Genomic DNA, 25,519 nt, shown 5'->3' on the forward strand with positions numbered 1-25,519 from the left:
GCAGGAGCGAGCCACTGCATCTCTTTGTCCAGCCATACCGTCAGGCTGCCTCTGGCTTTCAATGAGGAGTTGTATTCTTTCCAGTTTGTGGTGCGGTAGGCTTTCTTGCCCCAGGTTGATTCACTCATGCTGCAATCCTACCGCTCAACTTCCGGCATTTGTGCAACAAAGCTTTTTAGGGGTGTTTTTCAAAAGCAGAAAAGGGCTTTTTGCATGGTGCGGAATCATCTTTTGTCAGTGGCTTAGCTGGAGGTGCTGCAGTCACTTCCTAGATTACGACATTCTGAATGTCTGGGTTGCAAAAGCAATCAATTGATCTTTAGCAACCCCAGCTCCACTGCGGTGAATGCAAAAAAGCATTAAAATATCAATCGTCTGCTTCCCCCCTGGGCTTTATATTTCCTTGAACCAATGCTCATTGAGCTCGGGTTTGGAACATCATCTGATGAGCGTGATCGTCTCGCGTCAGATGAACCCAACGTCAGATTGACCAAACCCACCTGACCCTCCGGTTCAGGCTGACGGCTCAGGGCCGCGAAGCAGACACCCCCCCTCTTCTGTCGCCGCACAGCACCTCTTTCGCACGCATTTTCTGAGAACGTATTTACGTTCTCCTGATGTGCAAAGTAAAAAAGGCCAAGTGAACGAACCGCAAGCTGGGTTCCGCCAATGCTCGCAGTTCTTCCACAAGCTTCTGTTCTTTTCTAATCGAGCAAAGTTACGCTCCACCACCCAGCGCCGGGGCAACACCTTGAAGGTGTGCGGTTCATCAAGCTTGGCTATGTGCACCGCAAGGTCTACTCCCGAGATATTTTGATACCTTGGGGAAATGGAGCTCATCTATAACCCACGTCGGCCAGCACGGCCTCAGCACTACTAAACGATTGTTTGCAGCGCTCAAAGGCATGCAACTCACCTTTGCAGCCAGTTACATTGATCGTTGTGATGACCACTGCATGAGGCAAGCCTTGCGTATCTACTGCAATATGTCGCCTGATACCTAAGATTTTCTCTCGCGTTATAGTCTTTGAAACCTGCTGTGTCAGCGCTCTTTACACTCGGAGCATAAACGATCAAGAACGTGCTGAATTCGCTGCACGCCAGTTTGAGTCGGGCAGCGCTTACCTAATTTTTAAATGCTCGCTCAAGCACGCCAACCCCGTCCCCGTCGGACTCACTCCAGCGACTCCAATATGCATAGACGCTTTGCCATTTGGGAAAATCTCTGGGCAAAAAACGTCACTAGCACCCCGTACGCAGGAAAAACGAAACAGCACACAATACGTTGTACAGGTCTAAGCGCGTCGGTTTGGTTATGCGCCGCACCCCGCGCAAATCTGCCTCAATCTGTGATCACTAGCGTACTTTTGTCTTTTCACTCCCTGAATTATCAGGAAGTGAAAAGATCGTGAACATATTCTTAAAAGCTATCAAGCGTCGGCGACATACCTTGTATACAAGCGTGTTACGCTGACACCTTCGGCTCGTTAGTCTGCGTCTCCTGTTGATTGTGTGACTTGAGCAATGGTTTTACCAACCCATGACAAGGAAGGCTATGGCAAACACAAATCCGCTTTTCAGTACATGTGATTTCGGCGATGAATTCAAGGCGGAGCCTCTGCAACAAGCGCGCTTTCGCGTCTTGCCTCCCGTATTTCAACATTACGGAGCCAATCGCTCATTCTTTGGGCCAGTAAAAACCGTCAAATGTTTTGAGGACAACACCCCTGTCAAAGCTGCATTGGAGGCGCCTGGACATGGCGCCGTTTTGGTGGTTGATGGCGGCAGCTCATTACGACGCGCATTGGTTGGGGGCAATATTGCCGATTCGGCCGCAAAAAACGGCTGGGCAGGTATTGTGGTTGATGGTGCGGTAAGAGACTTTGCAGAACTACAACTGGCGCAGGTGGGAATTTGCGCGTTGGCACTCACCCCACTACCGACTGATCGCCAAACACCCGGCAACAAAGATCTGCCGGTCATCATTCAAGGCGTTCCAATAAAGCCGGGAGATTGGTTGTATGCCGATGCCGATGGCATCGTAGTCAGCGATCAACCTCTGCACACCAACTTGAACACTTAATACTACGGCTCGGCTTTGTTGCGCAAATCAAATTTAGTGTGCCCCCCCTGACCCCAGACGCAGCTATCCCACAGCCACCGTGTTAGGGCGGCCAAGCTCGGTGAACCGATTAAGAATAGATGCACGCACATTCAATTCAGTGACTTGCTTCTCAAACGTGCGTGCCATCACCTTCTCTCCAAGCCTCTTGAAGCAATACATCTTCGTCTCCATCAGGGACCGGCGGTGGTAGCCGCTCCAGTCCTTCCATATCGCTCGTCCCAATCGTCTGCATGCCATGACTGCTTGGTTGCGAGGGTAAAGACTGTACCTTGACGCAATCGTGCTCTCTTGCGCGGTGGAATGATGGGTGTGATCTGTCTCTGTTGGCAGGCGGTACTGAAATCAGACGCTGGCCAGTTTAAGCCTACCAGTTGCAATAGCGATTCAACCAACCCCAAGGGAAGTTCTGCAAAAGCCTCAAAATCAACACAGCAATGATCAATGCCACTTGTTGTGAAGCCCATTTGCGCAAATCTGCCCCTCCAAATGCCGCATTTGCGGCATTTGGCCCTACTGGGTCGCATCGCAGACGCACTCATGCCTGAAGCTGCGGCAAAGCTCGCCGCACCATCCATAAGTTGGCCAGCGCAAACATCGTCTGCAGCTTGTTGTCATTCTTGGATATGCCCCGGTATCTCACCTTGGTAAAGCCAAACTGCTGCTTGATGATGCGGAACGCGTGCTCGACTTTGGCACGAACACTGGCGAGTATCTTTTGGTAGCCCTCAATCATCTGACCCAACTGCGTTTGGGTGTCGATGGCTTTTCGTTTGCCCTTGCGCATGGCCACATGCCAGGTGACTTTGCTGGCCTTGCACTCATCGCGCTTGTCCACGCCTTGGTAGCCACTGTCACCAATGCCGTGCACCTCTTTGCCATGCAAGAGTTGGTAGGCTTGGGAGATGTCTGAGACATTGCCTGCGGTTGCGATCACGCTGTGCACTAGGCCAGATTCAGCATCAACGCCGATGTGGCACTTCATTCCAAAGTACCACTGATTGCCCTTTTTGCTTTGATGCATCTCCGGGTCTCGTTGACCTTCTTTGTTCTTGGTGGAGCTGGGCGCGGCTATCAGTGTGGCGTCAACCACCGTGCCGCGCTGCAGCAGTAGATTTTTCTCTTTGAGAATGGCGTTGACTGTTGCCAAAATCCGCAGCCCAAGATTGTTGGCTTCGAGCTGGTGGCGAAAGCGCACGATGGTGCTCTCATCGGGCAAGCGGCTCATGCCCGCATCGAGCTGTGCAAAGTCGGTGAAAAGGGGCGTGTCATACAGCGCCTCCTCCATGGCTGGATCGGAAAGGTTGAACCATTGCTGCAGAAAGTGGATGCGCAGCATGGTTTCGATGGCAAAGCTGGGCCTGCCATGACCCTTGGGGCTTTGATGGGCTTGGACCAGTGCCACCAGCTCAGCCCAGGGAACCACTCGCTCCATTTCTTCAAGAAACTCACGCTTGCGGGTTCTCTTGCTGCTCAGCTCAAATCCACTTCCAAGGCTTGTTTGTTTCATAGATCGAAATATCGCACAGACACAGCGGCTGCAGGTGACCTTTTGCAGAGTTTCCCAAGGGATGTGAAACACAAATTACGCAAAAAAGCCCGAGATATGGGCTTTTTTTAAGAGTGTTTCAAAAACTTCTATCTTATTATCATAAAATATTAATTTTCGATTATTGAGTTTTAATAACCAACCCAGGAATCAAATTAATTATTTTAGAAATGCTAGTGTAAACTACTATCGTCTGCGAACCACCTCCAACAGACGGGCCACAGTTAGAGACATAGCTTCCATTTGAAACAGCACCAGAAAAAATGCCTTCTGCATTATTATTAGCATTAACAACAGGCCCGCCAGAATCACCCACAGCACCACAAAATCTAGCCGTATTCATTGTGTACCATGTATTGTTTGTAAGGATCTGTCTATCAACACCTGTAATATTTCCACATCTCCAGCCAGTAACCCTTCCAAAGGAGCAAACAGAAGTACCAAGCGATGATTTCACAGGAGCTTTTACGTTCGCTAAGGTAACGTAACTAGTATAAATCTTTGGAAATTGTACATGCAAAAAATTCGCATTACCAAACAATACAGCATCAATTCCATTCGATGTTTTATTTTCAAAATAACCACCAATTAAATCACCTTTAAATGACCCAGATGCATTTCCTTCAATATCAAAAAAAAAAACTTCATCCAATCCAGGCACATTAGCACAATGACCAGCCGTCAAAACGACTGGATATATATCAATGGAAGCATTAAAACCAGCCGTACACCTATAAACAGTAAGATTGCCCTTTTTTGATGAGACTATCTTTGTTCCACCATAAATTTCACCATATAAATGGTAATCACCATCTTGAATCGTAAAGTAAACATAGTCCAAATCTATGCCGGAATTTCGCAAATAATTCTCAACTTCACTCAAAGCATCTCGACTTACTTCAATCGAAATTTTGTTTTCAATAAAATCCACCCCAAACGATTTAATTTCACCTTTATAGAAAAAATCATTCGCCTCAACAATATTTGAAATATCTTGCTGTAAATTTCTTAAATAAGAAGCACTTTTTTCCACTAAAATATATTTTACATTATAATTTACACTGATATTTTTTGGCAAGACCATGCCCGCGATGGCAATAACTTGATAGGCATTATTATTTTCATCATACTCAATCCAATCTCCCGCATAAGCATCTCCAAGTTGCTCTAATAAATAATTAGAATTCGATTGCATTTCATCAATAGCCTTCAAATTATCTTTACTTACCTTTTCCTCTAATCCTGCAATTTTTATCGCTTTTTCCATTGAATCTACAAACTCAACCTCCTGAGCCATTAACGGCGATGAAAATAAAATAAAAACCAATAAAACTCTCCACATAAAAACTCCATTTCTTATTAAAAAAGTAAAGCTGCGTTCCACAGAGTCTAGCAAAATTAAATTACAAGACACAAGAATCTTTTCGATCGAGAATAGCTTTATTGGGCGTTTTCCACAAATGTTCACAGCTGAGCGATAGGATTGCAGAATGAGTGAATCGACTTGGGGCAAAGAACCTACAGCACCACGAACTGGAAAGAATACAACGCCTCATTGAAAACCAGAGGCGCCCTGGGTCTGGCTGGATAAGAACATGCAGTTGCAGCCCTGTCGCGCGGCTTTGTTGCACAAATAAATCTTAACTTATTGATATCAATAAATTTTTCACAATGAAAAATAAAATCAACCCAACAAAATCAATGACTTACGGATTTATGCAACAAAGCCCTACGGCTCCACAAATAGTCCGTGCGGAAGCGCCATCCATTGACACGATCTGAAGACCCAGTCACCCTCCCCGCTATGCACGTCTCACCCAGTTCATTAAATATGCGCCACATGATCAAGCACACTTTGCCATTGGTTTTGATTGGCTGTTGCATGATTTTCGGTATCGCAGGCTGTGCATCCCCTTACGCAGGTGTAAGCGTGCCAGTTGGCCCCGTATCAATCGGAGTAGGAGCCAGCAATGCGGGGGTCTCCCTTGGGGTTGGCGCTGGTGCTGGCCCTGTTGGCGTGGGTGTTGGCGTGAATCAAAAAGGGCAAGTCAGTGGCTCTGCAGGCGTTGGCGCCAGCACCCGCATTGGAGGCAGCAATGCCCGCGTAGGTGCTGGCATAGGCTCGAGCACGGTTTTATACGACCCCACGCAATCCACGATTACGCCTTCTGCACCACCATCGCAGCACAACACCCCTACGATGGAACCGATGCTGAAACAAAATGCAGAGAACGACAAACAGTGGCGCGATGCAACAGGGCGCGTTGTTCCTGCCTGCAAAGTACAAGGGCAATGCTGAAGGATTGATTGCTGGCACCCACACCTTGTCTACCCTGCACCTGCCCTACCCTTAGGGTGACCTCAAAAAACGCATTGCTGTGTTAAAAAGCCTCGTCGGCTCGATAGCCCAACTGCATTTTTTGTCATGCATCGCATTCTTTTGAGCTCCAACTCGATCTGCGTCGAGATCGTAAAAAAACGCTAAGACGTTTACGCAGAAACGAGATTAAAAACTCATGCCCATTTTTTAAGCAAGGCACCCTACGTCATAGGGCGATCCCAAGGCAGGCTACAACTTATCCACACCTTTTTCCACCGTTGGTGTGCACAGTGTTCATATGAAGCGGGATGGTCACAGGGCCATCATTGATAAGTGACACCTGCATATCAGCAGCAAAAATGCCAGTGGCAACCTCTGCATGCTTGGATTTGGCCTGCGCAACAACATAGTCGTACAACGCACGCGCCAGATCAGGGTCAGCAGCGGCTGAAAAACTGGGACGATTGCCGCTTTTGAGTTCTGCAGCCAACGTAAATTGACTCACCAGCAATAAGCCTCCCTGAACATCTTGCACACTCCAATTCATACGGCCTGAGTCGTCACTGAATATCCTGAGCTTCAGAATTTTATCGAGTAGCTTGTCCGCTACTGCGTGAGTGTCGCCTTGCTCAGCGCACAGCAACACCACTAACCCCTGGCCAATTGCGCCAACCATTTGATCTGCAACCTGCACACGTGCCTCACGCACACGCTGAATCAAAGCCTGCATTCGTTCGTACTCTTTCTTTTTAATATCTTGATCACTTGGTAACCAGCCGCATACCGCTTTTCAGCCCGAAACGCAACTATTCATCTGGCTCCAATGCGCAGACGGAATCGTGATCACCGCATCTTGATAGGGGTGAGCATGCAGCACTGCACGCACGATGGCCAAAGCTACAGCCTCACTTGCCATCGCAGCCAACAGCAGCATAGAAGGGGCATCCGACTGCTGCCTTGTAGATAAAGCAAACAAGGTATCGCCGTCACTCATCGTGTGCACTGGAGTAATCGTGCGGGCCAAACCGTCATGCCCAGCCAAAGCCAAGCGCTGCAAACGCGGCTTATCCAGATCGATGTTCGTCGCAATCACACCGATGGTCGTATTGGTTCCAGCCAACACGGATTGGGGCTGCGCGCCATCCAGCAACGCAGCGTGCGCATCAAGCATCTCTTGGACCCCTTCCGCAACGCGCGCTCCTGCCAGCACTTGGCCGCTATAAGGGTGCCTCACATCACCAACCGCATTGCAGGCCACCAATGCCCCTACGGTCGCACCGCCCACCGTCACGGATGCAGAACCAATACCGCCACGCATCGCCCGCTCAAGGCCAAAAATCTTTCCCACCACCGCGCCGCTGCCTGCCCCGACATTCCCTTGCTGCACAGGCCCTGCAACGGTGTTTTGCATCGCCGCCTCGCAAGCGGCATAGCCACACTGCGCATCGGGCCGAATGCGTGCGTCGCCAAGCAACAAATCGAACAAAACAGCAGCCGGAACAATAGGCACCAAGGAAGGTCCGGTCTGCAAACCAAAGCCACGCTCTTCTAACCAATGCACCACGCCTGAAGCAGCATCCAAACCAAACGCACTACCGCCGCACAACGCAATCGCATGCACATGCTCAACCAGATTACCCGGGGTCAGCAGGTCGGTCTCACGCGTTCCGGGAGCCGCACCACGCACATCAACAGCGGCACATGCCCCATCAGGAACAAGCACCACTGAACACCCCGTAGCCCTAGCTTGCATATTGGCATGGCCAATCCGTAAACCGGCCACATCGCTCAAACAACTCATTTCGTGAAGCCGTCGATCAAAGGCGTGAATGCGCTTAGACATGCAATTTTAAAAAAGAAAATGACTACAGAAAAAAGGCTGCGCAGATGGGCGCAGCCTTTAAGAACGTGTTTAAGATTTCACGCAGACCACGTTGAAGTCTAAAAAGATGCGATGCACGGCAAAAACCGCAGTTAAGGCTTATTCAACCTCTTCAAACACCAAAGCTGGCGGCTCAGTGACGCGTACCACGTTGCCCAAGTCATGCTGAATGCCATTGGCGAAATAGCTGTTCTGTGTGTCTGGTTCCAGCGCTGCAGCAGCCAGATTAGCTAAAGGTTGGCCCATTGGAACGTAAAAACTGCCTGATGGCACATCCACCCGCTGCGGTGTCAGCTGCACCTTCACCCGCGTAACAGGCTTCTCGCCACCAATGGCACCACGCACATCCTGCCTTGTGCCCTCTTCACGCGAAGTTTCAGTGTATTGATCGACCTGCAAAGAACCGGCTTCAGCCACGCGCAACACGGACACCCCCATCATTTGCAAACGCGATACGGCGTCGCTCTCACTCCCTGCAAGCAAATACCCGCAAGGGCGTTTTCTTTCCAGCGTTGGTCTAATTTGCAAGGACGATTTCCATGGCAAATTACGAACCACATCAGCACCGGTATTGGGGTCCAACATGGTGATATCGCGTTGCTGCTGCGTTTGTGCTGCATCAATCACCAATGTGCCCTGACATGCTTGTGAGGCTGCATCGCGCGCGACAAACGCCTGCACCTGCTTGAGATGACTGGCTCGCGCTGCCGCTTGTTCCAACACCTTGCCAATCGCCACCACATGGGTGTGTACGCGGCGCTGAATGTGCGTGCGGCCAATGCCAATGCCGCGTGTTTCAATGAGCAAGCTCACCGCATTCTTGAGCCCATTCACGTTGCGCCCGGTATCCGGACGAATCCCTCCCATCGCCAGAGTGAGGTCTTGTGGATCGGTGGACGTGGTGTAGTACCACTGTGCAGTTAGCTTGTCGGCTTTTAATGCAGCAAAAACAGGCTCTGTAAACCACTCATTGGACGCCTTGACCACAAACTCACCGATATTCGGTGTATTGGCAAACTGCAGCATTGCGTCGTATGCCTGAACGCCCTGGAACTTGCTTTGAAAGCGTCCGGCAACGGTGTACTCGTGGTTGTCAACAATCACTGAAGGTCTGTAATCGCGCACCAAACGTGCCAAGGCACGGGCCTCGGGGGTGCGCAACAACAGGTGGTCGCGGTTGAGGTCTATCTGATTGGCCAATGTGCGGGTGTCGGCAGCCGCGCCATCGGGGTTTGCACGTGGCAAGACAATCACATTGATCGCATTCAACGTATCACTCAAAGGGCCGCCAAGGAGTTGGCGAGCTGCAACAAGCAATGCCTCACTGCCAGCCGGCTCATCACCATGCTGCTGGCCTACAAACAGCACCGTCGGTTTGCCTGAATTGGCAAAATCTGAAGGGCTGGCCCCTGGCCCTTTTGCGATAAAAAGCGCATGGATATCGGCGCCCTGCTGGCTTTGTCCAATGGACTGCAGCTGTGCGGTTACGCCAGTTGGCGCAGATGCGGCTGCATCACGCAGATACGCACGAATTTCTTCGTTAGAGCTGTAGGTGCTTCGCCCCTCTTGCAGCCCTGGCGTGGCATAACGTACTTCAGGATCAGGAAAACGTGCAGCAACAGCACTGCTGTAATCGGACTGGCCAACCACCCCAAGCTCAACAGTGCTTGCCCCTGGCGGTAAGCGTTTGGTTGGCGTTGCGCTGGCTTTATCGCCTCCAGGCCAAGGTGGCAATGGTGTCGTCGAGCATGCAGCCAGCAGCATCGCTGCCAATGCCACAGCACCAAATCTCAACCCTTTGGCGGTATTTTTTTCATGCGTCATCATGGACATGTTCCGACTCTCTCCGTACTGGCATTGTTCATTATTCACCCTCATGGGTGCTGGGCATGGATTCCAGCCAATGGGCTTGCCCAGAGCGAAACAGACCATACCATATCTTGCTGCGGTTTCCACTGCCAAAAACGACTTCCATGAGTGTGTGAACGCGCATGCCAAATGCAGCAGGCCGCAATCGTCTGGGCAAATAATTCAAGATGTATAAGCAAGTCAGCCTTTGCATCAAAACACGCAGGCTTGACCATAGAATGCCGCTCAACATTGATGCACATGGCAGCCACAACCAATGAACAAGAAAGAGGGTCCGATGCAAGCAAAACCAAAGACAACTGGCGTCTTCAATCGTTTTCGCCACCACACAGCAAGCGTGTGGCGCTGCCATTTGGCAATCGCTGCGTCGGTTAGTGTACTAATGGGCTGCGCCGCCAATGCGCCAGAGCACCCACTTGCGTTTGCACCCGAGCAGAGTTTATATGTTGCCGCCAACCTTGCGCCACCTTCTGAGCAAGCACAGGTCTTCTCACAAACAGCCACACAACCCCTAAAAGCGATCTGGACACAGTGGTACCCCATTCTTCGCAAAAGCTGGCTACAAGAAGAACCAGAGAATTCCTCCGTAGTATTTCTGGATTACGTGAATGACACTTTGAGTACACAAGGCATGGCTGGCTTGGGTTTTAACTCGCCAACCTACTACGCCCTGTATGAAGTTGATTTGCACCCTGTGCTGCGCATCAGCTTGAAGGAACCGGAAAAGCTGCGCACATTCATCGCCAAATGGGAAAAAAGCACCAATCAAGTGTTCACTCCGCAAACGCTTGACGGCACAACGTACTGGCGTGTTCCGCTGTCGAGCCTACAACCGGACAACCTCGCAGAAAAGGTAGAGGCATTGAAACAACGCAGTGAGGAGTTAGAGCAGTGGCCAAACCTAGACGCGATTCCCGACTTGGACAACATCCCCAACTTGCCTGTGCCTGCGGCACCCAACACTGAAAAAGCGCTGGATGTAGTTTTCGCCATCAACGACCATTACGCCATCATCACCTTGCAGTCCGTAAATGACGACACCCCTTTGCCATTGCTGCTCGGACAACAAAAGCCCAAACGATCCATTTGGGACGCCCAAACCTTGCAACAGGTCAATACCCGGCATTCATTGTCTCCTTATGGCACATTTTGGCTAGACACGTCTCGCCTGCTGCCCTTACTCGGCATTCCTGCGGCACCGCAATCGCCCCAGCCAGAATCGCCGCATGACCGATCCTTGCTGAAAACGCCGCTTTCTGCGGCATGCCAGCGCGAGATAACACTGCTTGCATCGCATATGCCTGAAGTGGTTGCAGGCACAACACAAGTGGATGCGAAGCAACTCCATGCCAAACTAGCGCTCGCGTTGACCCCAGAAATTCGCCAAGATTTGCAACGTTTGCAAGCTCCCCTGCCGGGCTGGGATGCCGCGCCCAATCTCATGGAGGTAGGAGTGAGTCTGCGGCTCGATCAGTTGGCCAATATCGTGCAAAAATACATTCAACGTATTCAGGCCCAACCGTGGGAGTGCGAGTGGTTTGAACCGTTGAATCAATTGGTTCAAAGCCCGAAATCGATTCAGGTACTGGCCCCGCTGTACGCCGCGGGCAACACGGCAACGGGAATGTACATGCGGGCTACCGGCCTGACCATGCAAGACGACACACCGATCCCTGAAGGTGTATTGCTCGCCGCAAGCCCCAACCCCAGAGCCCTGTTTGCCTATTTATCAATGGCCATACCTGAACTGGGAAAACTGAATGTACAGCCAGGCATGGCCCCACAGCAGATCACATTGCCTGAAGGCCAATGGAATACAGCAAACTTACCCGTTTGGGTTGGCATGTCCGAACAAGCAGTCGGCGTGGCATTGGGTGTTTCTGCCAAATCCGAATTGGAACATCTGCTTCAGCAGCACACCAGCGGCAATAGCCCTTTAACATTTTCACGCTACAGCGGCACCTTGTTTGCCGATGTGTTGCAGCCCATCATGCAGCATGCGTATGAAGAATACGAGCGTAAATTGCAGGCTTCACGCAACGAGGAAGCCAACAACACGGCCAATCCTGCGGCACAAACTGCACCTGCGCAAACGTTGCAGGCTCAGGAAAGTCAGACGCAAGAGCAACAAGCAGCGCAGGCATCCATGCAGTTGTTCTGGGACTGGGTTCGCCTGTTCAAAACCGTTGGGGATTCCTTGCTTATCAGTGACCAGGGGCTGGAATACCAATACCACATCCACCTACAGTGAGGCTCGGCCTAAAACCTCCCTGAAATGACCTGCCCACACACGTCTGAACCCTTAACGCCTGCCAATCAGACCATCAGTTGCGCCTTGAGGAAATCAGCAATAGCTTGGTGTGCTTGGGCAGCTTCAGGCAATGCCCTGCCCATTTTGAGGAACTCATGCGCCACACCCCGATAGAGCTCTAACGCAACTGGGACGCGCTCCATACGCAAACGGTCCGCATAGGCCACGCCTTCGTCGACCAAAGGGTCGCATTCAGCCAGCACGAGCAATGCAGGGGCGGCCCCTTCCAGCGTTGGCGCCAGCAGCGGGGCAAAGCGCCAATCTTCCCGATCTTTGCGATCGATGTACTGCGCAAAAAACCACGTAATCAAGGGCTCAGTCAACACAGGCCCTCTGGCAAAGCGTGCATGCGAAGGGGTGTCCTGATGCGCACAGGTGCCAGGGTAAATCAAACATTGGGCCCGTAAATGCAGTCCTGCATCGCGTGCCATCAACGCCACCACAGCCGCCAATGTGCCACCGGCGCTGTCGCCAGCCACTGCCAAGCGGCTCCTATCCACGCCCCAACCAACACCTTGGTTGGCTAGCCACAGCAAAGCGTCCCAACTGTCATGTACTGCAGTCGGAAACCGGTATTCCGGCGCCAAACGGTAATCCAATGAAACCACCATTGCCCCCGTATTGGCCGCCATACGCCCGCACAACACATCATGCGTGCCGATCCCTCCTATAGTGAAACCGCCACCATGCAGATACAACAGCGTTGGGCGCTGCTGCACCTCATCAGGCTGGTTTCCTGTCCAGTACAGGCGCATGGGCAAAAATGCTCCGTCGCGGGCAGTAATCACGTCCTCTCGATGTGCCACGTTTGCGGGCATATCCACTTCCAGCACTTGGGCGCCTAGCTGGTACCCCAGCCGTGCTTGCTGCGGAGTCAAGGTATGAAAAGGAGCGTGTCCTGCCCGCTGCATGCCGTTGATAATGGCACGCATTGGGGCTGTTAAAGTAGGCCACCAAGCCTCTTGGGTTAGGTCTGTCATCACAGGCAATTTATAGGATGCAATTGAAATCAACTGGCGCGTGCACCACCGCTTTTAGCAGTACCGAATTCGATACGCTAGCGGTCTGCGCCGCATACTGTAGCGCTCAATGCACTGGCCTGCAGCCACAGCCAGCAAAACGGTTTCGCATCATGCCGAGCAAATGGCCATGACAGCGGACTCAACCAAGGCGACAGCCAATAACGGCATAGCACGCGAAGATACACACCAACAGACCAAGCCATGACTGCACTTCACCCTACGATGCAAGCAACTTCCGCCCCGCCACCATCGCAGGCGCCTCAGCAAACCAGCAATACGACGTGGTTGTACGATGCCATTGGGCGCATTGAAGCCGATTACCAACGCAGTGCAGATACGCATTTGATTGCACTGCCAGCCCCCCGACTGGCGCAAGCCAGAATTGACCTGTACCTGAAAGACGAGTCCACCCACCCCACAGGGAGCTTGAAGCACCGCTTGGCACGCTCGCTTTTCTTGTATGCCTTGTGCAATGGCTGGATTGACCGCACATCGACCATTGTTGAAGCCTCCAGCGGCTCAACCGCCGTCAGCGAAGCTTACTTCGCGCGCTTGCTGGGCTTGCCTTTTGTCGCAGTCATGCCGCGCAGCACGTCCTCAGAAAAAATTCAACTCATTGAGTTTTATGGTGGGCGTTGCCACTTTGTAGATAACGCCGCCCAAGTGTATGACGCAGCACGCCGCATTGCAGCTGAAACAAGTGGGCATTACATGGACCAATTCACTTACGCCGAACGCGCCACTGATTGGCGTGGCAACAACAACATTGCCCAAAGCATGTTTGCGCAAATGCAGCGCGAGCGTGCACCTATTCCAGCCTGGATTGTGGTGGGAGCTGGCACAGGCGGTACCAGTGCAACGATTGGCCGCTACGTGCGCTACCAGCAATACGCCACCCGTTTGTGCGTGGCCGATCCACAGGGCTCTGTATTTAGCGTCTACCACCAAACAGGCGACACGACCCTGACCGCGCCTGGCTCACGTATAGAAGGCATTGGCAGACCCCGCGTTGAGGCAAGCTTCATTCCAAGTTTGGTTGATGCGATGGAGCAAGTCTGTGACGTGGAGTCCATTGCCGCCATGCAGGCACTCAGCGCCCTACTTGGGCGCCGTGTGGGTCCATCCACAGGCACCAATTTTGTCGCAATGCTGCGCTTGGCCCAGCAAATGCAAGTGCAGCAACAAACAGGCTCGATTCTGTCGCTCTTGTGCGACTCGGGTGAACGCTACCTCAACACGTACTACGACAGCGACTGGCTCAGCCAACAACTGGGGCTGAACTTGGTGCAATGCACGGAGCGTAAAGAACAGTTTCTCTCAATGCTGCGTGATTACTAAAACTCCATAGCCCAAATGCGTACACCAGCACAACAAAACAAATACACACAACAAGGAGACAAACATGGCTTTCATCAATTACGTCACGCAAATTCAGTTTGACTTTGGCGCCATCGCGCAATTGGCTACCGAATGCGACCGCATTGGCATCGCTCGCCCCCTGATCGTGACCGATGCTGGCGTGGTAGCCGCAGGCATCGTGCGCCAAGTTCAGCAGCAACTCAAGGACATGCCGGTTACCGTTTTTGACCAAACACCATCCAACCCCACAGAAGCAGCCGTCCGCGCCGCCACTGCGATGTACCGTACACACCACTGTGACGGACTGATCGCCGTTGGAGGCGGCTCCTCCATCGACTGCGCCAAAGGTGTGGCTATTGCTGTCAGCCACGAAGGCCCGCTCAAAACCTACGCCACGATTGAGGGTGGATCGGCCAAAATCACAGCCAACGTCGCCCCCATCATTGCTGTCCCCACCACCAGTGGCACGGGCAGTGAAGTTGCGCGCGGTGCCATCCTGATCGTCGACGATGGTCGCAAACTTGGCTTTCATTCCTGGCATTTGGTGCCCAAATCGGCCATTTGTGATCCCGATCTCACGTTGGGCCTTCCTGCCGGTTTGACCGCAGCCACAGGCATGGACGCCATTGCCCATTGCATGGAAACATTCATGGCAGCAGCCTTCAATCCCCCAGCCGATGGCATTGCGCTTGATGGCCTTACCCGGGGCTGGAGCCATATCGCAGAAGCGACCCACCACGGCGACAACCGCCAAGCCCGCTTGAACCTGATGGCTGCCAGCATGCAGGGCGCCATGGCCTTTCAAAAAGGGCTGGGGTGCGTACATTCCCTCAGCCACAGTTTGGGCGGCATCAATCCTCAACTGCACCACGGCACTTTGAATGCCGTTTTTTTGCCTGCAGTACTGCGTTTTAACGCCCAAGCGCCCAATATCCGCGATGAACAACGGATGCAGCGCATGGCCCATGCCATGGGCGTCACGCTTGCGCCTGCATCTACGGCAGAAACAGCTGCAGCCCAATTGGCCAATGCCGTGCAAATGCGCAACCATGAACTGGGCATGCCCAAAGGACTGGCCCAAATGGGCATCGTAGAAACAGATTTTGCGCTGATCATTGAGCGCGCATTACGTGACCATTGCCACGCAACCAACCCTATCATCGCCAGCCCTGCCGATTACCATCGCATGCTGGAAGAGTCGATGTAGTTGATGGCTTGAGCAAAAAAAGTCCTAAGCAGGCTTTTTGCTGCACCAGCCATGCAAGCTCCTACAATCACCGTCTTACTCACATTGATTGCCCACGACACATGAAAGACGGTGAACGTTTAGCGGCCGTGGACCTCGGGTCCAACAGCTTTCGCCTTGAAATCAGCATCATGCACAACGGCCACCTGCAGCGGGTGGAGTATCTGAAAGAAACCGTGCGCCAAGGTGGTGGACTTGATGCCGATAGCCACCTTTCCGAAGAGGCGATGGAGCGGGGATGGCAATGCTTGGCCCGCTTTGGCGAACGCTTGCGCGACTTTCGTCCGGCGCAGGTCAGTGCGCTGGCCACACAAACACTGCGTGAAGCCAGAAACCGCCAAACCTTCATTGACAAGGGGCAGCAGTTGCTGGGGCACCCTATTGAGGTGATCTCCGGCCAAGAAGAAGCCCGACTCATTTACCAAGGCGTTACCTACTTGTTGCCCTTGAACGTCCAAGAGCAACGGCTGGTCATTGACATTGGTGGCCGCTCTACAGAGATCATTGCTGGCACAGGGCAAATGTCGCTTGAAGCTGTATCGCTGCCGTTTGGCAGTGTGTCTTGGTCGCAGCGTTTTTTTGGTGAAGGCAAACTGACAGCCAAAACATTTACTAAAGCAGAAGTGGCTGCCAACGCCATTATTGAAGAGCATTTAGGCCGCTTTGACCCCTACCCGCGCAACCACGTCTATGGAGCCTCAGGCACCATGGGCGCCGTAGCGCAAGTGCTCAGCCAGCTCGGCGGTGAAAAGCAAGTCATCACCCGCGAAGGCGTTGAGCGCCTCAAGGCCATGCTGATTGAGGCGCAGCACGTCGACAACCTGAACTTTGAAGGATTGCGCGAGGACCGCAAACCAGTCATTGGTGGCGGCATCACCATCTTGCTGTCACTGATGCACATGTTCCAAATTGAACGCATGCACATCTCAGAAGGAGCGCTGCGCCAAGGTGCGCTACTGGACCTCATTCAACGCGATGACCACGATGCCAAACGCCGCGACATCCGACAGAATTCTGTCGCCAGCCTGATTCAACGCTTTGGCTATGACCGCGAGCAAGGCGACCGCATTGCTAACGTCGCCAAAGCGATATGGGATGCCTTAAACCCGCAACACCAATGGTCTGAAGACGATTTACAAGTGCTTCGTTGGGCAGGTCAATTGCACGAGATTGGCGTGAGCATTGCGTACGAGCGCTTTCACCACCATGGCGCTTATATCCTTCACTACGGCGATTGCCCTGGCTTTCTGCCCTCTGAACGCGAGCGCCTGGCCCATCTGATCATGGGGCATCGCGGCAAACTCAAAAAAGTGGCTAATGCACTGCATGCAGACCCCGTCTATGCCCGCCAATTGCTGTGCTTGCGCCTAGCGGTCTTATTGTGCAATGCCCGCAAAGATCCGCAGCTAGAGGCGCTGGGTTGGAAATTTCAGAAAGATGGAACAGTCACCAGCTCAGTCGAAGAACAATGGGTGAGCCAACACCCACAGTCTTTCTATCTTTTGCAAGAAGAAGCCCTTGCATGGGAAAAAATGTCGATTCCACTCCGGCTAACAATTAAAAAATTCTTAAAAAGAGAAACAATAAGTTAACAAAAACCATAGCACAGAACAATAATTTACATTTTTTATTTTACGCTAAATAGAACTTTTCTTACTTCAGCGCGGCGAATTAGCTTTTTATATAAGACAAAGCCATGCTAAAGACCGAAGCTGCAATATGGCGCAGTGAAACATTAAGATTGAATTGCATTCGCACCTTACATACAAAAAAAAGTAAACACACCAAACAAATCAATTGTTTATCACAGTATTTCAATTAAAAAAAATCAAAAAGTAACAATTAATTAATAATCACAAACCACGTATCTTCCATCAACGTATGCATTGCAGATTGATTACCAATGTCAAGCCCAGAGCCCGACGTTAAGGTAGCGATTTACAAACTCCATCACATCGCAACACATACAAATTTGCAACAATACGAAAGTTTGCTCGGTTGCGATCTAGGCACACATTGAGATCGCAATAGGGCACATTTTTATTTTTTCTGTATTGTTCTTACTGTTGAGTTATATGCGACTGATTTCTTCTCCAGCTAGGGGCGCGGTCAAATCATGGGCTCTTGCACTGATTGGTACGGCTATGATGGCCAGCGCCAGTAGTGCGATAGCACAAACCGCTCCAAAACCCGTTTTCGACATAGAAACTCAGCCAGGAAGCCAGCTTCTTGGTGAGTCCTTTTGTTACAACACCACGATTAACAATCAGGGTGGCGCGGACACAGGGTATGGCCCTTATGTATTGGTAGAAGTGCCCAAGGGGCTGACGCTGGACAGCGCCAGCATTTTTGAGCAGGCAGCAGCTCCTGTGAATTTACAGAGCATCAGCCCAAACAATACGCCCGTAGGCCATGTCGTCGATCCTTGGTCTGGTCAAGACTTTGATGTCGCAAACGGCTCGACGGTATACCGCATTGTCTACCCCGTTGGCTCAGTCGTGGCGGGTGGACCCGATTTGGAAATGCAGGTCTGCGGCACGATCGCAAGCGATGCACTGTTAGGCGTCCCACTCACAATCGAACACACGCCAATCTACCGCTATGGGGATGAGGCCACTGGCAACACACCAATCACAGGTGATGTGGCGACGGCGCAAGTCGTGCCTTCAGTCATGGTGCTCACCAAGAGCCATTCCGCACCAGAAAATGAACGCACCCCAGGCCCAAGCTGGGACTTCGACTATATTCTGACCGCCAACATTGCCAACGGTGCGGCCGTCAGTGGCATCACATTCAGCGATGTATTGCCCAGCTCATTCCAATACGTCGAGCATGCCATCACCGGTGGCGGCAATTGCAGCATTACGGCAACCCCGAGCTCATCAACACCAGGAGGAACACTGACTGTCTCCTGCCCAGGCCAGGTCACAGGCACCAGTGCCACCGATGATATACAAGTGCGCATTACCGGCCACCTCATCCAGCCTGAAGCGATTGCCCAGTGCACAACAACCTCTGTTGAAAATCGCGCAACTTTGGATGGAGCCTTCCGCAGCCAGTCCCTGCCACAACAAAATGCCGATGCCCGTTTGCTGACCGGCAAACATGTAGCGCTGCAGAAATCAGCAAGTACCACACAGGTAAATCCTGGCCAAGAGTTGACTTACACCATCAACGGCCAAGTCACAGACTACAGCGATGCAACAGGTCTGATCATCACCGACATCCTGGACGATGGGTTGGAATACATTGAAACACTCCAAAACGATGCCGAAGCTGAAGTCAGTTACAACCCAAGCACCCGTACCATTTCGTTTGACCTGAGCAGTAAAACTCTGCCCAAAGGCCAAGCCTTCACTTTGACCTATAGAGCCAAAGTAGCCCAGTATTACAGCAATGGTCAACCCGTGCTGGCCAATGACACTCTGGAAAACCGCCTGAGTTCAACCTACGCGCTAACCAATCCTGGATCAGCTGTTTCTTGCAATGAAGACAGTGCCGCTTCCGTGATGGTGACGCCTGTGACCATCAGCAAAACAGTCACAAACCCAAAACCCAGTGGTTTTTTGCCGGGAGACACCGTCACATACCGATTGAAAATGGACATTGCAGCCGGTTCGACTAAAGATGTCGTCATGACCGACTACTTGCCCTTGCCCGTATTCCGTGTCGCTGATATTTCTATTGCCAACGACGTCAAAGTCATCTCTCAACCCGCTGGCAGCCCTGCCCCAACCATCACACCGGATGCAGCCACGAATTCACTGCGTTTGACCTGGCCTCAAATCACATCGCAAACAGCCTCGACCATCGTAGTCGAGATTGACGCAAAAGTTACCAGTTCCCCTTTTGCCGATGAACTGCACTTAACCAATTTGTTCCAGGCCAGTACCGAGAACACAAAAGATCTGAGCGAACTGGAACTCAAACCAGACCAAGTGGGTGTAACCGCACGCGCACCGTTGCTGACGTTGGATAAAACCATTACCAATGCCCCCGGCAATACAGGCTGGGAAGCTGGCAATACCGTGAACTACAAAATCACCATGGCCAATACGGGTGGCAGCACCGCATACCAGATTCGCCTCACGGACGACTGGGCTCAGGTTGCCGGTTTAACTAATTGTGGTGGGCCAACACCATCTGTACCAACCAGCCTGGCAGCTAACGCTTCCGTTGATTTACTTTACACCTGTACCATTGCAGACAGCGTCAGCCCTGATGCAGTCGTTACCAACAACGCCTCTGTTCTGTACAAATCGGTCGATAGCACCACCGCACCAGACTACCCTAACGTAAAAGATTCGGCCAGTCTGAGGATTGCCAACCTTGTTTTGACAAAATCCATCAAAGCAACATCAGAGGCCCATACGGGCGGAACCGATGTCGCCATCGGTGAAGTGGTGCGTTACCGTTTAGAGGTCCATGTCCCCCGTAGTACCATGAATACCTTGGTGCTGGCAGATGCCTTGCATGGAGGCCTGAAATTCCAACCCGGCACAGCGCAATGGGGCTTTAACAGCGCAACGGGCCAATCAATCGCCCCGACCGTAAGTGGGCAAACGCTGACATTCACGTTTGGCGGTACTGGTATGGCAATGCCAGACACCACACAAGATGCAACCGACCAAACTTTGTGGGTCGAATTTGATGCCTTGGTACTCAACAAAAATACGAATAATGCATCGGCAAATAGCAATGGCAATGAACGCCAAAATCTGTTTTCCGCCAGCATCAATGGTGGTACAGCGCGCGATTCAAATAATGCCCCAATCACCATACGAGAGCCTGGAGTTACTGCAGAGAAAACAATCGCACCGAATAGCAGCCGCCAAGCCGGTGATGAGGTGACCTATACGATTAAAGTCACCAATTCCGCAGGGCGAGCAACGGCATTTGATGTGGTGCTAAGCGACAAAGTCCCTCCTGAGCTTGAATTGGTCCCCGGAACAATCAAGTTGCATTTACCAAGCGGGCCTGTGCAAGACATTGCAGACCCGATAACACCTGGGGCGTCTTTTGAAGGTTTAGTTCCTGTACTGCAAGCAAGCCAAACTGCGCAATTGACCTTCAAAGCCAAATTGCCGCAAAACATTGCGCCCGGCACTACTGTGCGCAACACAGCCCAAACCCATTGGACCAGCCTTCCTGGCCCGAAAGGCAGTGGCCCTGCCAATGGGGTTTCAGCTACGCCAGGCGCCACCGACGCACCAGACGGCGAGCGTTTATACACGCAAACCCCCTTCGCCGACCTGAAGGTTACCCCTGTAGACCTGACAAAAACCGTCTCTAGCTCTTCAGAAGAGCACACCACGGGAAGCAACATGGCCATTGGTGAAACAGCGACTTACACCATCGTGGCGCAGGTTCCCTACGGAACAACCCCGTCAATGAAGCTCAAGGATGTCTTTTCCGATGTTGGCTCGATGCAGATTCTCTCTGCCAGCGTGAAGTCCATAGGCGCCAACTTGACTGTTGGCACGCCAAATCCACAAGAGGTCATCTCTCCCTCAAAACACGAAGTTGAATTGGATTTTGGTTCAGTGGTCAGTCGCCTCCCAGCAGAAACAGGCAACACTGACCCTATGGCTAATGCGATCACGGTAGAAGTACAGGCGCGCTTGCAGGACATTCCTACCAACACAAATGGCAGAGAAATTACCAATACAGTCTCCGCGACATATGGTGGCACCCAACCAGCAACGCGACACGCCACAATCACTGTAGTGGAACCCCAACTGCGCATCAGCAAAGAAGCTGACAAACAGGTTGGTGTGGCTGGTGATTTGTTCACATACACCGTTACCGTTGCCCATACGTCCGCATCAACGGCCGATGCCACCATGTTGGTTTTTAAGGACGAACTGCCAAGCCAATTGGTTTTCGAACCCAATAGCCTGAAGGTGCTCTCAGGCCCTGCACCAACCGCATTAACATCCACCAGCAATACGATGGAGGTCACGTTTGCCGCCCTGCCCTTGAGTTCTAGGCCAAATGCCCCCATCACAATTAGCTACCAGGCCCGTTTAATCGACACGATTGAAACGGGGCGTAAGGTAACCAATACGGCCCATATTGACTGGAACTCTCTGACCGATCCTACCGCTCCTGAAAACGGCGGTCAGAACCGCAAATACAACGAAAGCAATAGCCAGACGATCACGGTTAGCTCGCCAGGTGTGACCAAACAGGTCTTATCAACCAGCGAAGCTTCGACGGTCGAAACCCCCAATGTCTTGCTCACGACCGGGGAACAGGTAACCTACCGCATGGTGGCTTCCCTGCCTGCAGGGACTACCCCGTCGGCCTCGTTCAAGGACGTCTTGCCCGCCACCGTTGACTTAGGTGTTATATCAAGCCGGATTGTGAGTATTGGAAGCAATTTGACTGGGGCCAACCTGCCTGCGGTGGGTACAGAAGGCGTCGTGAATGGCAACACCATCAGTTGGGATCTGGGCACTATTGAAAACCCGCCTGGCCCCAATCTGGAAACAGCCGCCTCTCAAATCGAGTTTGAAGTCGTTGCCGTAGTCAAAAACAGCTCTACAAACCTAGGCGCTACGCCAGGCAACAACCAAACCAACCAGGCCGTATTGACATTCAGCAATGTCAATGACCCCAATGCGGCACCAATTGAAATCAGCGCTAGCGCCCATGTGCGCGTTGTGCATCCTGAATTGGAAGTCAGCAAAACCATCGTCGCCCCATCAGCCGCAGCCAATACCCTGCCGCTTCTTGAGGCAGGCGAGGAAGTGCACTACCAGATCACCATCAGTCATAGAGCAAACTCATCAGCGAGCGCACAGTCTATTGCCGTGAAGGACACGCTGCCTGACGCACTGGAGTGGATCGGCTTGGATGCTACATCCACATCGTGCGGTACCCACACCATCACGGGCACGCCAGACGCCAGCGACAACCGATTGATTGACTTTGATTTGAGCACGTTGGCATTGGGCGAAAGCTGCACCATTGTTTACCGCACACGTGTCGTCAACAGTGCGCTCGCAGGGCATGCCTATACCAATACCGCATCCATCGGTTGGAACAGCCTGGCCGACCCAAGCACGGACCCAACCAACAACTACAGCCAATCAGATGATGCGTCAAGCCGCTTCCTGATCAACGGCCCGGCAGCCTTGATCAAAGAAGTGGTCGAAACCAGCCTGCCTGACACACGCCGCAGCAGCCACCAACCAGGCATGGAAGATCTGGCCATTGGTGAAACGGCCACCTATTACCTGACAGTTCTGCCACCAAAAGGAACTACTTTAAGTGCGGTACTCAAAGACGAAATGCCACGCAACGCCAATGGCGACTTAGCGATGCAGATCATCAGTGCACGTGTATTGAGTCAGGGCAAGGCCATCCGTTTGACGCCTGCCCCGGCCATCACCAAGGCCAACGATGGAAGCAACGTGGAAATTCAACTGGGCACGATTGAGAATGATTACAGCGAACCCGACTCTGAAGGCCTGATCGTCATCGAAGTCATCGGTGTAGTGCTTGACACCCCGGAGAATAAAGATGGCACCATTTTGAAAAACAATGCCACATTGCATTTTGATGATGGAACCCCTGATGGCCAATCACTCACGGCTGAAGCCGAAGTGGCTTTGGTAGAGCCTACCCTTGGCTTGAACAAAACCATGGTCTATAGCACCACAGCAAGCGCCAGCGGTGTAGTGACTGTGACCATGAAGGCCGACAACACAGGCACAGGCCCTGCATACGCCTTTACAGTTGAAGACACCCTGTCTGCACAGGACTGGTTGCTCGACACCATTGAACTGCGTGATAAACCTGATGGATATGCGATCTCCATCGTTGAAGGACCACAGGCAAATGAGAAAACCGTAGTCTTGCGACGCGCAGCAGGCTCTGAAGCCAAGGCGTTGTTGCCAGGCGAGTCCATCACAGCCACTTTCGATGTACAAATGAAGATGCCTGCGGTGAACAACCCAGTCATGAACCACATTGACCTCAAGGCGCCCACCTCTGTGCCTGGTACGCCTAGCGACCCCAAGCACCAACGTACCTATGGTGACGAAGAGGCTGTTGCCAGCTTGCCCGTACCCGTCTTGAGCATGAGCAAAGTGGCCACAATACCCGGAGGCAAAACCAATGCTGAAGCTGGTGATACCCTCGAGTACACACTGACCGTGAGCAACAAAGGCCAAGGCGCCGCCACCAATGTGCTCGTCACCGATTCATTGGCTGATGCCAATCTGACTTTGGTTGCAGGCTCTGTCTCGGCATCACAAGGCACCGTGACTACTGGCAATGCAACGGATGCCAGCACTATTGAGGTCCAGTTAGGCAGCATTGCTGCCAACGCTAGCGCAACCATCACATTCAACGCCAAAGTGCCACGCCCACTGGGGGCCACAGTGACTGCGGTGCAAAACCAAGCGGTTGTGCGCTCCACTGAGCAACCCAACACCTTGAGTGATGACCCCAGCACGACTGCTACACCAAACGATCCGACCATCGTTGCGATTGCAGCCCAGCCTAATTTGCAAGTACGCAAATCAGGTCCGCAGCAAATCGAAACGGGGGCCTCGCTGGTTTATACCTTGGAGTACGCCAACGTAGGTGACCGCGACGCAGTGGACGTAATCCTCACGGAAACAGTACCTGCCCATACAAGGTTTAATTCAGCCGCCTCCGATCCGAACTGGGCTTGTACGAATGCAGACGAAGCTGGTGCCACTTGTACGCTGACACTTGGTGCTGTAGCGGGTGGTTTTGCAACGCCATATGGGCAAGGTCAAGTCACGTTCGCAGTCAATGTGGACAGCACCGTACCAGCAGGCACTACGCTGATTGCCAATACTGCAACGATTAGCACGACCAGCACAGATCCTCTGCAGGTCGATAGCGACTCCACCGACAACTCAGATAATTGGGATGTTCCATTGGGTAGCGGAACAGGCCCAGACCTGTACATTCACAAAAGCACCAGCGCCACCACGCTGACACCAGGCGCTGTAGCCGTATACCGAATTGATTACGGCAATCAGGGCAACCGTGGGGCCACTGGCGTAGTACTTACTGAAACGGTGCCTGAAAACACCAGTTTTGAACCGAGCCAATCGGACAGTAACTGGGTGTGTGCCAACGGTGGTGGCGCAGGTCAAGTCTGTACATTGGCGTTACAAAGCTCCATTGAAGTGCAGAAACCAGACAGCGTGGAATTTGCTGTGCGCCTTGACAATCCATTGCCGCTTGATGTGACTGACATAGCCAATACCGTGACCATCGACGATGACCATAACAATGGCCCAGATCTTGATCCGTCTAATAACTCCAGCACGGAAACAACACCTGTAGTGATTGACACGGCGTTGCGTATCACCAAAGTGCAAACCAGCGGTGTGAACCCTGTGCGTACGCCCAACGTTGAGCTGGGCTACACCATCACAGTCGAAAACACCGGCAACATCAGCCACACGAATGTAGTGGTAACAGACACCTTGCCTGATAGTAGTGACGGAACACCGCAGCTGGTCGGCCCGCAAGAATCCATCAACGCCAACGGCATCTTGGATATTGGTGAAACTTGGACATACACCATCGGCTACACCGTCACAGCTGATGACTTCAACCTTGGTGAACCCTTGGTGAACGTAGCCAGCGTCGTGACCACACAAAGTCCTGTACCGCAAGAGAGTTCGGCCACCACACCGATCGTCAAGTACGCAGAACCTGTGCCCACCAATGCTCCTTGGGCATTGCTAGCCATGGTCCTGATGGTATTGGCAGCAGGCTGCTATTGCAGCCCCATTGGCAGAAGCAGCATTCGCCGATAAATAACGGACCGCACTAGCGGAGCACCA

At 52.3% G+C, this 25,519-nt stretch carries 13 protein-coding genes and 3 pseudogenes; 7 read left to right on the top strand and 9 right to left on the bottom strand.

What is annotated here, in order from left to right:
* Together E9531_RS04330 and E9531_RS17970 are read right to left on the bottom strand one after the other, a co-directional pair.
* Nucleotides 1–128: pseudogene (locus tag E9531_RS04330) on the bottom strand (IS5/IS1182 family transposase); the annotation flags it as partial.
* A 476-nt stretch (nucleotides 129–604) separates the two neighbouring features.
* Nucleotides 605–1,347, bottom strand: a pseudogene (locus E9531_RS17970) (IS5 family transposase).
* Nucleotides 1,348–1,555: 208 nt separating this feature from the next.
* On the opposite strand from E9531_RS17970, the gene rraA reads away from it, so the two are divergent.
* Entirely contained in the window at nucleotides 1,556–2,083 is a 528-nt protein-coding gene (gene rraA, locus E9531_RS04340) for a ribonuclease E activity regulator RraA (protein WP_136572535.1), read from the top strand.
* A gap of 63 nt (nucleotides 2,084–2,146) precedes the next feature.
* Here the strand turns inward: rraA and E9531_RS04345 are convergent.
* The 3 genes and pseudogenes from E9531_RS04345 to E9531_RS04355 all read right to left on the bottom strand — a co-directional run.
* Nucleotides 2,147–2,359: pseudogene (locus tag E9531_RS04345) on the bottom strand (IS5/IS1182 family transposase); the annotation flags it as partial.
* Nucleotides 2,360–2,660: 301 nt separating this feature from the next.
* On the bottom strand, nucleotides 2,661–3,632 hold the full coding sequence (locus E9531_RS04350; RefSeq protein WP_136572536.1) for an IS5 family transposase: 972 nt from the start codon (nucleotides 3,630–3,632) through the stop codon (nucleotides 2,661–2,663).
* A 160-nt stretch (nucleotides 3,633–3,792) separates the two neighbouring features.
* Nucleotides 3,793–5,013: a S1 family peptidase gene (locus E9531_RS04355; RefSeq protein WP_136572537.1), complete on the bottom strand. Its 1,221-nt coding sequence runs from the start codon at nucleotides 5,011–5,013 to the stop codon at nucleotides 3,793–3,795.
* 540 nt (nucleotides 5,014–5,553) lie between these two features.
* Between E9531_RS04355 and E9531_RS04360 the strand changes: the two genes are divergently transcribed.
* Entirely contained in the window at nucleotides 5,554–5,970 is a 417-nt protein-coding gene (locus E9531_RS04360; RefSeq protein ID WP_425293559.1) for a hypothetical protein, read from the top strand.
* Nucleotides 5,971–6,247: 277 nt separating this feature from the next.
* On the opposite strand, the gene dtd is transcribed toward E9531_RS04360, so the two are convergent.
* From dtd to E9531_RS04375, 3 genes are all read right to left on the bottom strand, one after another.
* On the bottom strand, nucleotides 6,248–6,721 hold the full coding sequence (gene dtd / locus E9531_RS04365; protein WP_136572538.1) for a D-aminoacyl-tRNA deacylase: 474 nt from the start codon (nucleotides 6,719–6,721) through the stop codon (nucleotides 6,248–6,250).
* A gap of 60 nt (nucleotides 6,722–6,781) precedes the next feature.
* Nucleotides 6,782–7,792 carry a P1 family peptidase gene (locus tag E9531_RS04370; protein WP_136572729.1) on the bottom strand — a complete coding sequence of 337 codons (1,011 nt, stop codon included), beginning with the start codon at nucleotides 7,790–7,792 and terminating at the stop codon, nucleotides 6,782–6,784.
* A gap of 180 nt (nucleotides 7,793–7,972) precedes the next feature.
* Entirely contained in the window at nucleotides 7,973–9,700 is a 1,728-nt protein-coding gene (locus E9531_RS04375) for a M14 family metallopeptidase (RefSeq protein ID WP_244609977.1), read from the bottom strand.
* Nucleotides 9,701–10,019: 319 nt separating this feature from the next.
* Here E9531_RS04375 and E9531_RS04380 point away from each other — a divergent pair, with 319 nt between their 5' ends.
* Entirely contained in the window at nucleotides 10,020–11,993 is a 1,974-nt protein-coding gene (locus tag E9531_RS04380) for a hypothetical protein (RefSeq protein WP_136572540.1), read from the top strand.
* Nucleotides 11,994–12,058: 65 nt separating this feature from the next.
* Here E9531_RS04380 and E9531_RS04385 read toward each other — a convergent pair whose 3' ends face one another.
* Nucleotides 12,059–13,033: an alpha/beta hydrolase gene (locus E9531_RS04385; RefSeq protein WP_244609978.1), complete on the bottom strand. Its 975-nt coding sequence runs from the start codon at nucleotides 13,031–13,033 to the stop codon at nucleotides 12,059–12,061.
* A 264-nt stretch (nucleotides 13,034–13,297) separates the two neighbouring features.
* Here E9531_RS04385 and E9531_RS04390 point away from each other — a divergent pair, with 264 nt between their 5' ends.
* The 4 genes from E9531_RS04390 (at nucleotide 13,298) to E9531_RS04405 (ending at nucleotide 25,492) form a co-directional block, all read left to right on the top strand.
* Nucleotides 13,298–14,413: a PLP-dependent cysteine synthase family protein gene (locus tag E9531_RS04390; RefSeq protein WP_136572731.1), complete on the top strand. Its 1,116-nt coding sequence runs from the start codon at nucleotides 13,298–13,300 to the stop codon at nucleotides 14,411–14,413.
* A 64-nt stretch (nucleotides 14,414–14,477) separates the two neighbouring features.
* Entirely contained in the window at nucleotides 14,478–15,641 is a 1,164-nt protein-coding gene (locus tag E9531_RS04395; RefSeq protein ID WP_136572541.1) for an iron-containing alcohol dehydrogenase, read from the top strand.
* Between the two features lie 101 nt (nucleotides 15,642–15,742).
* Nucleotides 15,743–17,272 carry a Ppx/GppA phosphatase family protein gene (locus E9531_RS04400; protein ID WP_136572542.1) on the top strand — a complete coding sequence of 510 codons (1,530 nt, stop codon included), beginning with the start codon at nucleotides 15,743–15,745 and terminating at the stop codon, nucleotides 17,270–17,272.
* A gap of 483 nt (nucleotides 17,273–17,755) precedes the next feature.
* On the top strand, nucleotides 17,756–25,492 hold the full coding sequence (locus E9531_RS04405) for an isopeptide-forming domain-containing fimbrial protein (RefSeq protein ID WP_136572543.1): 7,737 nt from the start codon (nucleotides 17,756–17,758) through the stop codon (nucleotides 25,490–25,492).
* Nucleotides 25,493–25,519 lie beyond the last annotated feature (27 nt).

The organism is Lampropedia puyangensis (assembly GCF_004833285.1).
GTDB lineage: Bacteria > Pseudomonadota > Gammaproteobacteria > Burkholderiales > Burkholderiaceae_C > Lampropedia > Lampropedia puyangensis.

Coding starts and splice junctions, on each gene's coding strand:
- E9531_RS04380 (WP_136572540.1), top strand. CDS start 10,020: ATGCAAGCAAAACCAAAGACAACTGGCGTCTTCAATCGTTTTCGCCAC.
- E9531_RS04385 (WP_244609978.1), bottom strand. CDS start 13,033: ATGACAGACCTAACCCAAGAGGCTTGGTGGCCTACTTTAACAGCCCCA.
- dtd (WP_136572538.1), bottom strand. CDS start 6,721: ATGCAGGCTTTGATTCAGCGTGTGCGTGAGGCACGTGTGCAGGTTGCA.
- E9531_RS04355 (WP_136572537.1), bottom strand. CDS start 5,013: ATGTGGAGAGTTTTATTGGTTTTTATTTTATTTTCATCGCCGTTAATG.
- E9531_RS04395 (WP_136572541.1), top strand. CDS start 14,478: ATGGCTTTCATCAATTACGTCACGCAAATTCAGTTTGACTTTGGCGCC.
- E9531_RS04375 (WP_244609977.1), bottom strand. CDS start 9,700: ATGATGACGCATGAAAAAAATACCGCCAAAGGGTTGAGATTTGGTGCT.
- E9531_RS04370 (WP_136572729.1), bottom strand. CDS start 7,792: ATGAGTTGTTTGAGCGATGTGGCCGGTTTACGGATTGGCCATGCCAAT.
- rraA (WP_136572535.1), top strand. CDS start 1,556: ATGGCAAACACAAATCCGCTTTTCAGTACATGTGATTTCGGCGATGAA.
- E9531_RS04390 (WP_136572731.1), top strand. CDS start 13,298: ATGCAAGCAACTTCCGCCCCGCCACCATCGCAGGCGCCTCAGCAAACC.
- E9531_RS04360 (WP_425293559.1), top strand. CDS start 5,554: ATGATTTTCGGTATCGCAGGCTGTGCATCCCCTTACGCAGGTGTAAGC.
- E9531_RS04405 (WP_136572543.1), top strand. CDS start 17,756: ATGCGACTGATTTCTTCTCCAGCTAGGGGCGCGGTCAAATCATGGGCT.
- E9531_RS04400 (WP_136572542.1), top strand. CDS start 15,743: ATGAAAGACGGTGAACGTTTAGCGGCCGTGGACCTCGGGTCCAACAGC.
- E9531_RS04350 (WP_136572536.1), bottom strand. CDS start 3,632: ATGAAACAAACAAGCCTTGGAAGTGGATTTGAGCTGAGCAGCAAGAGA.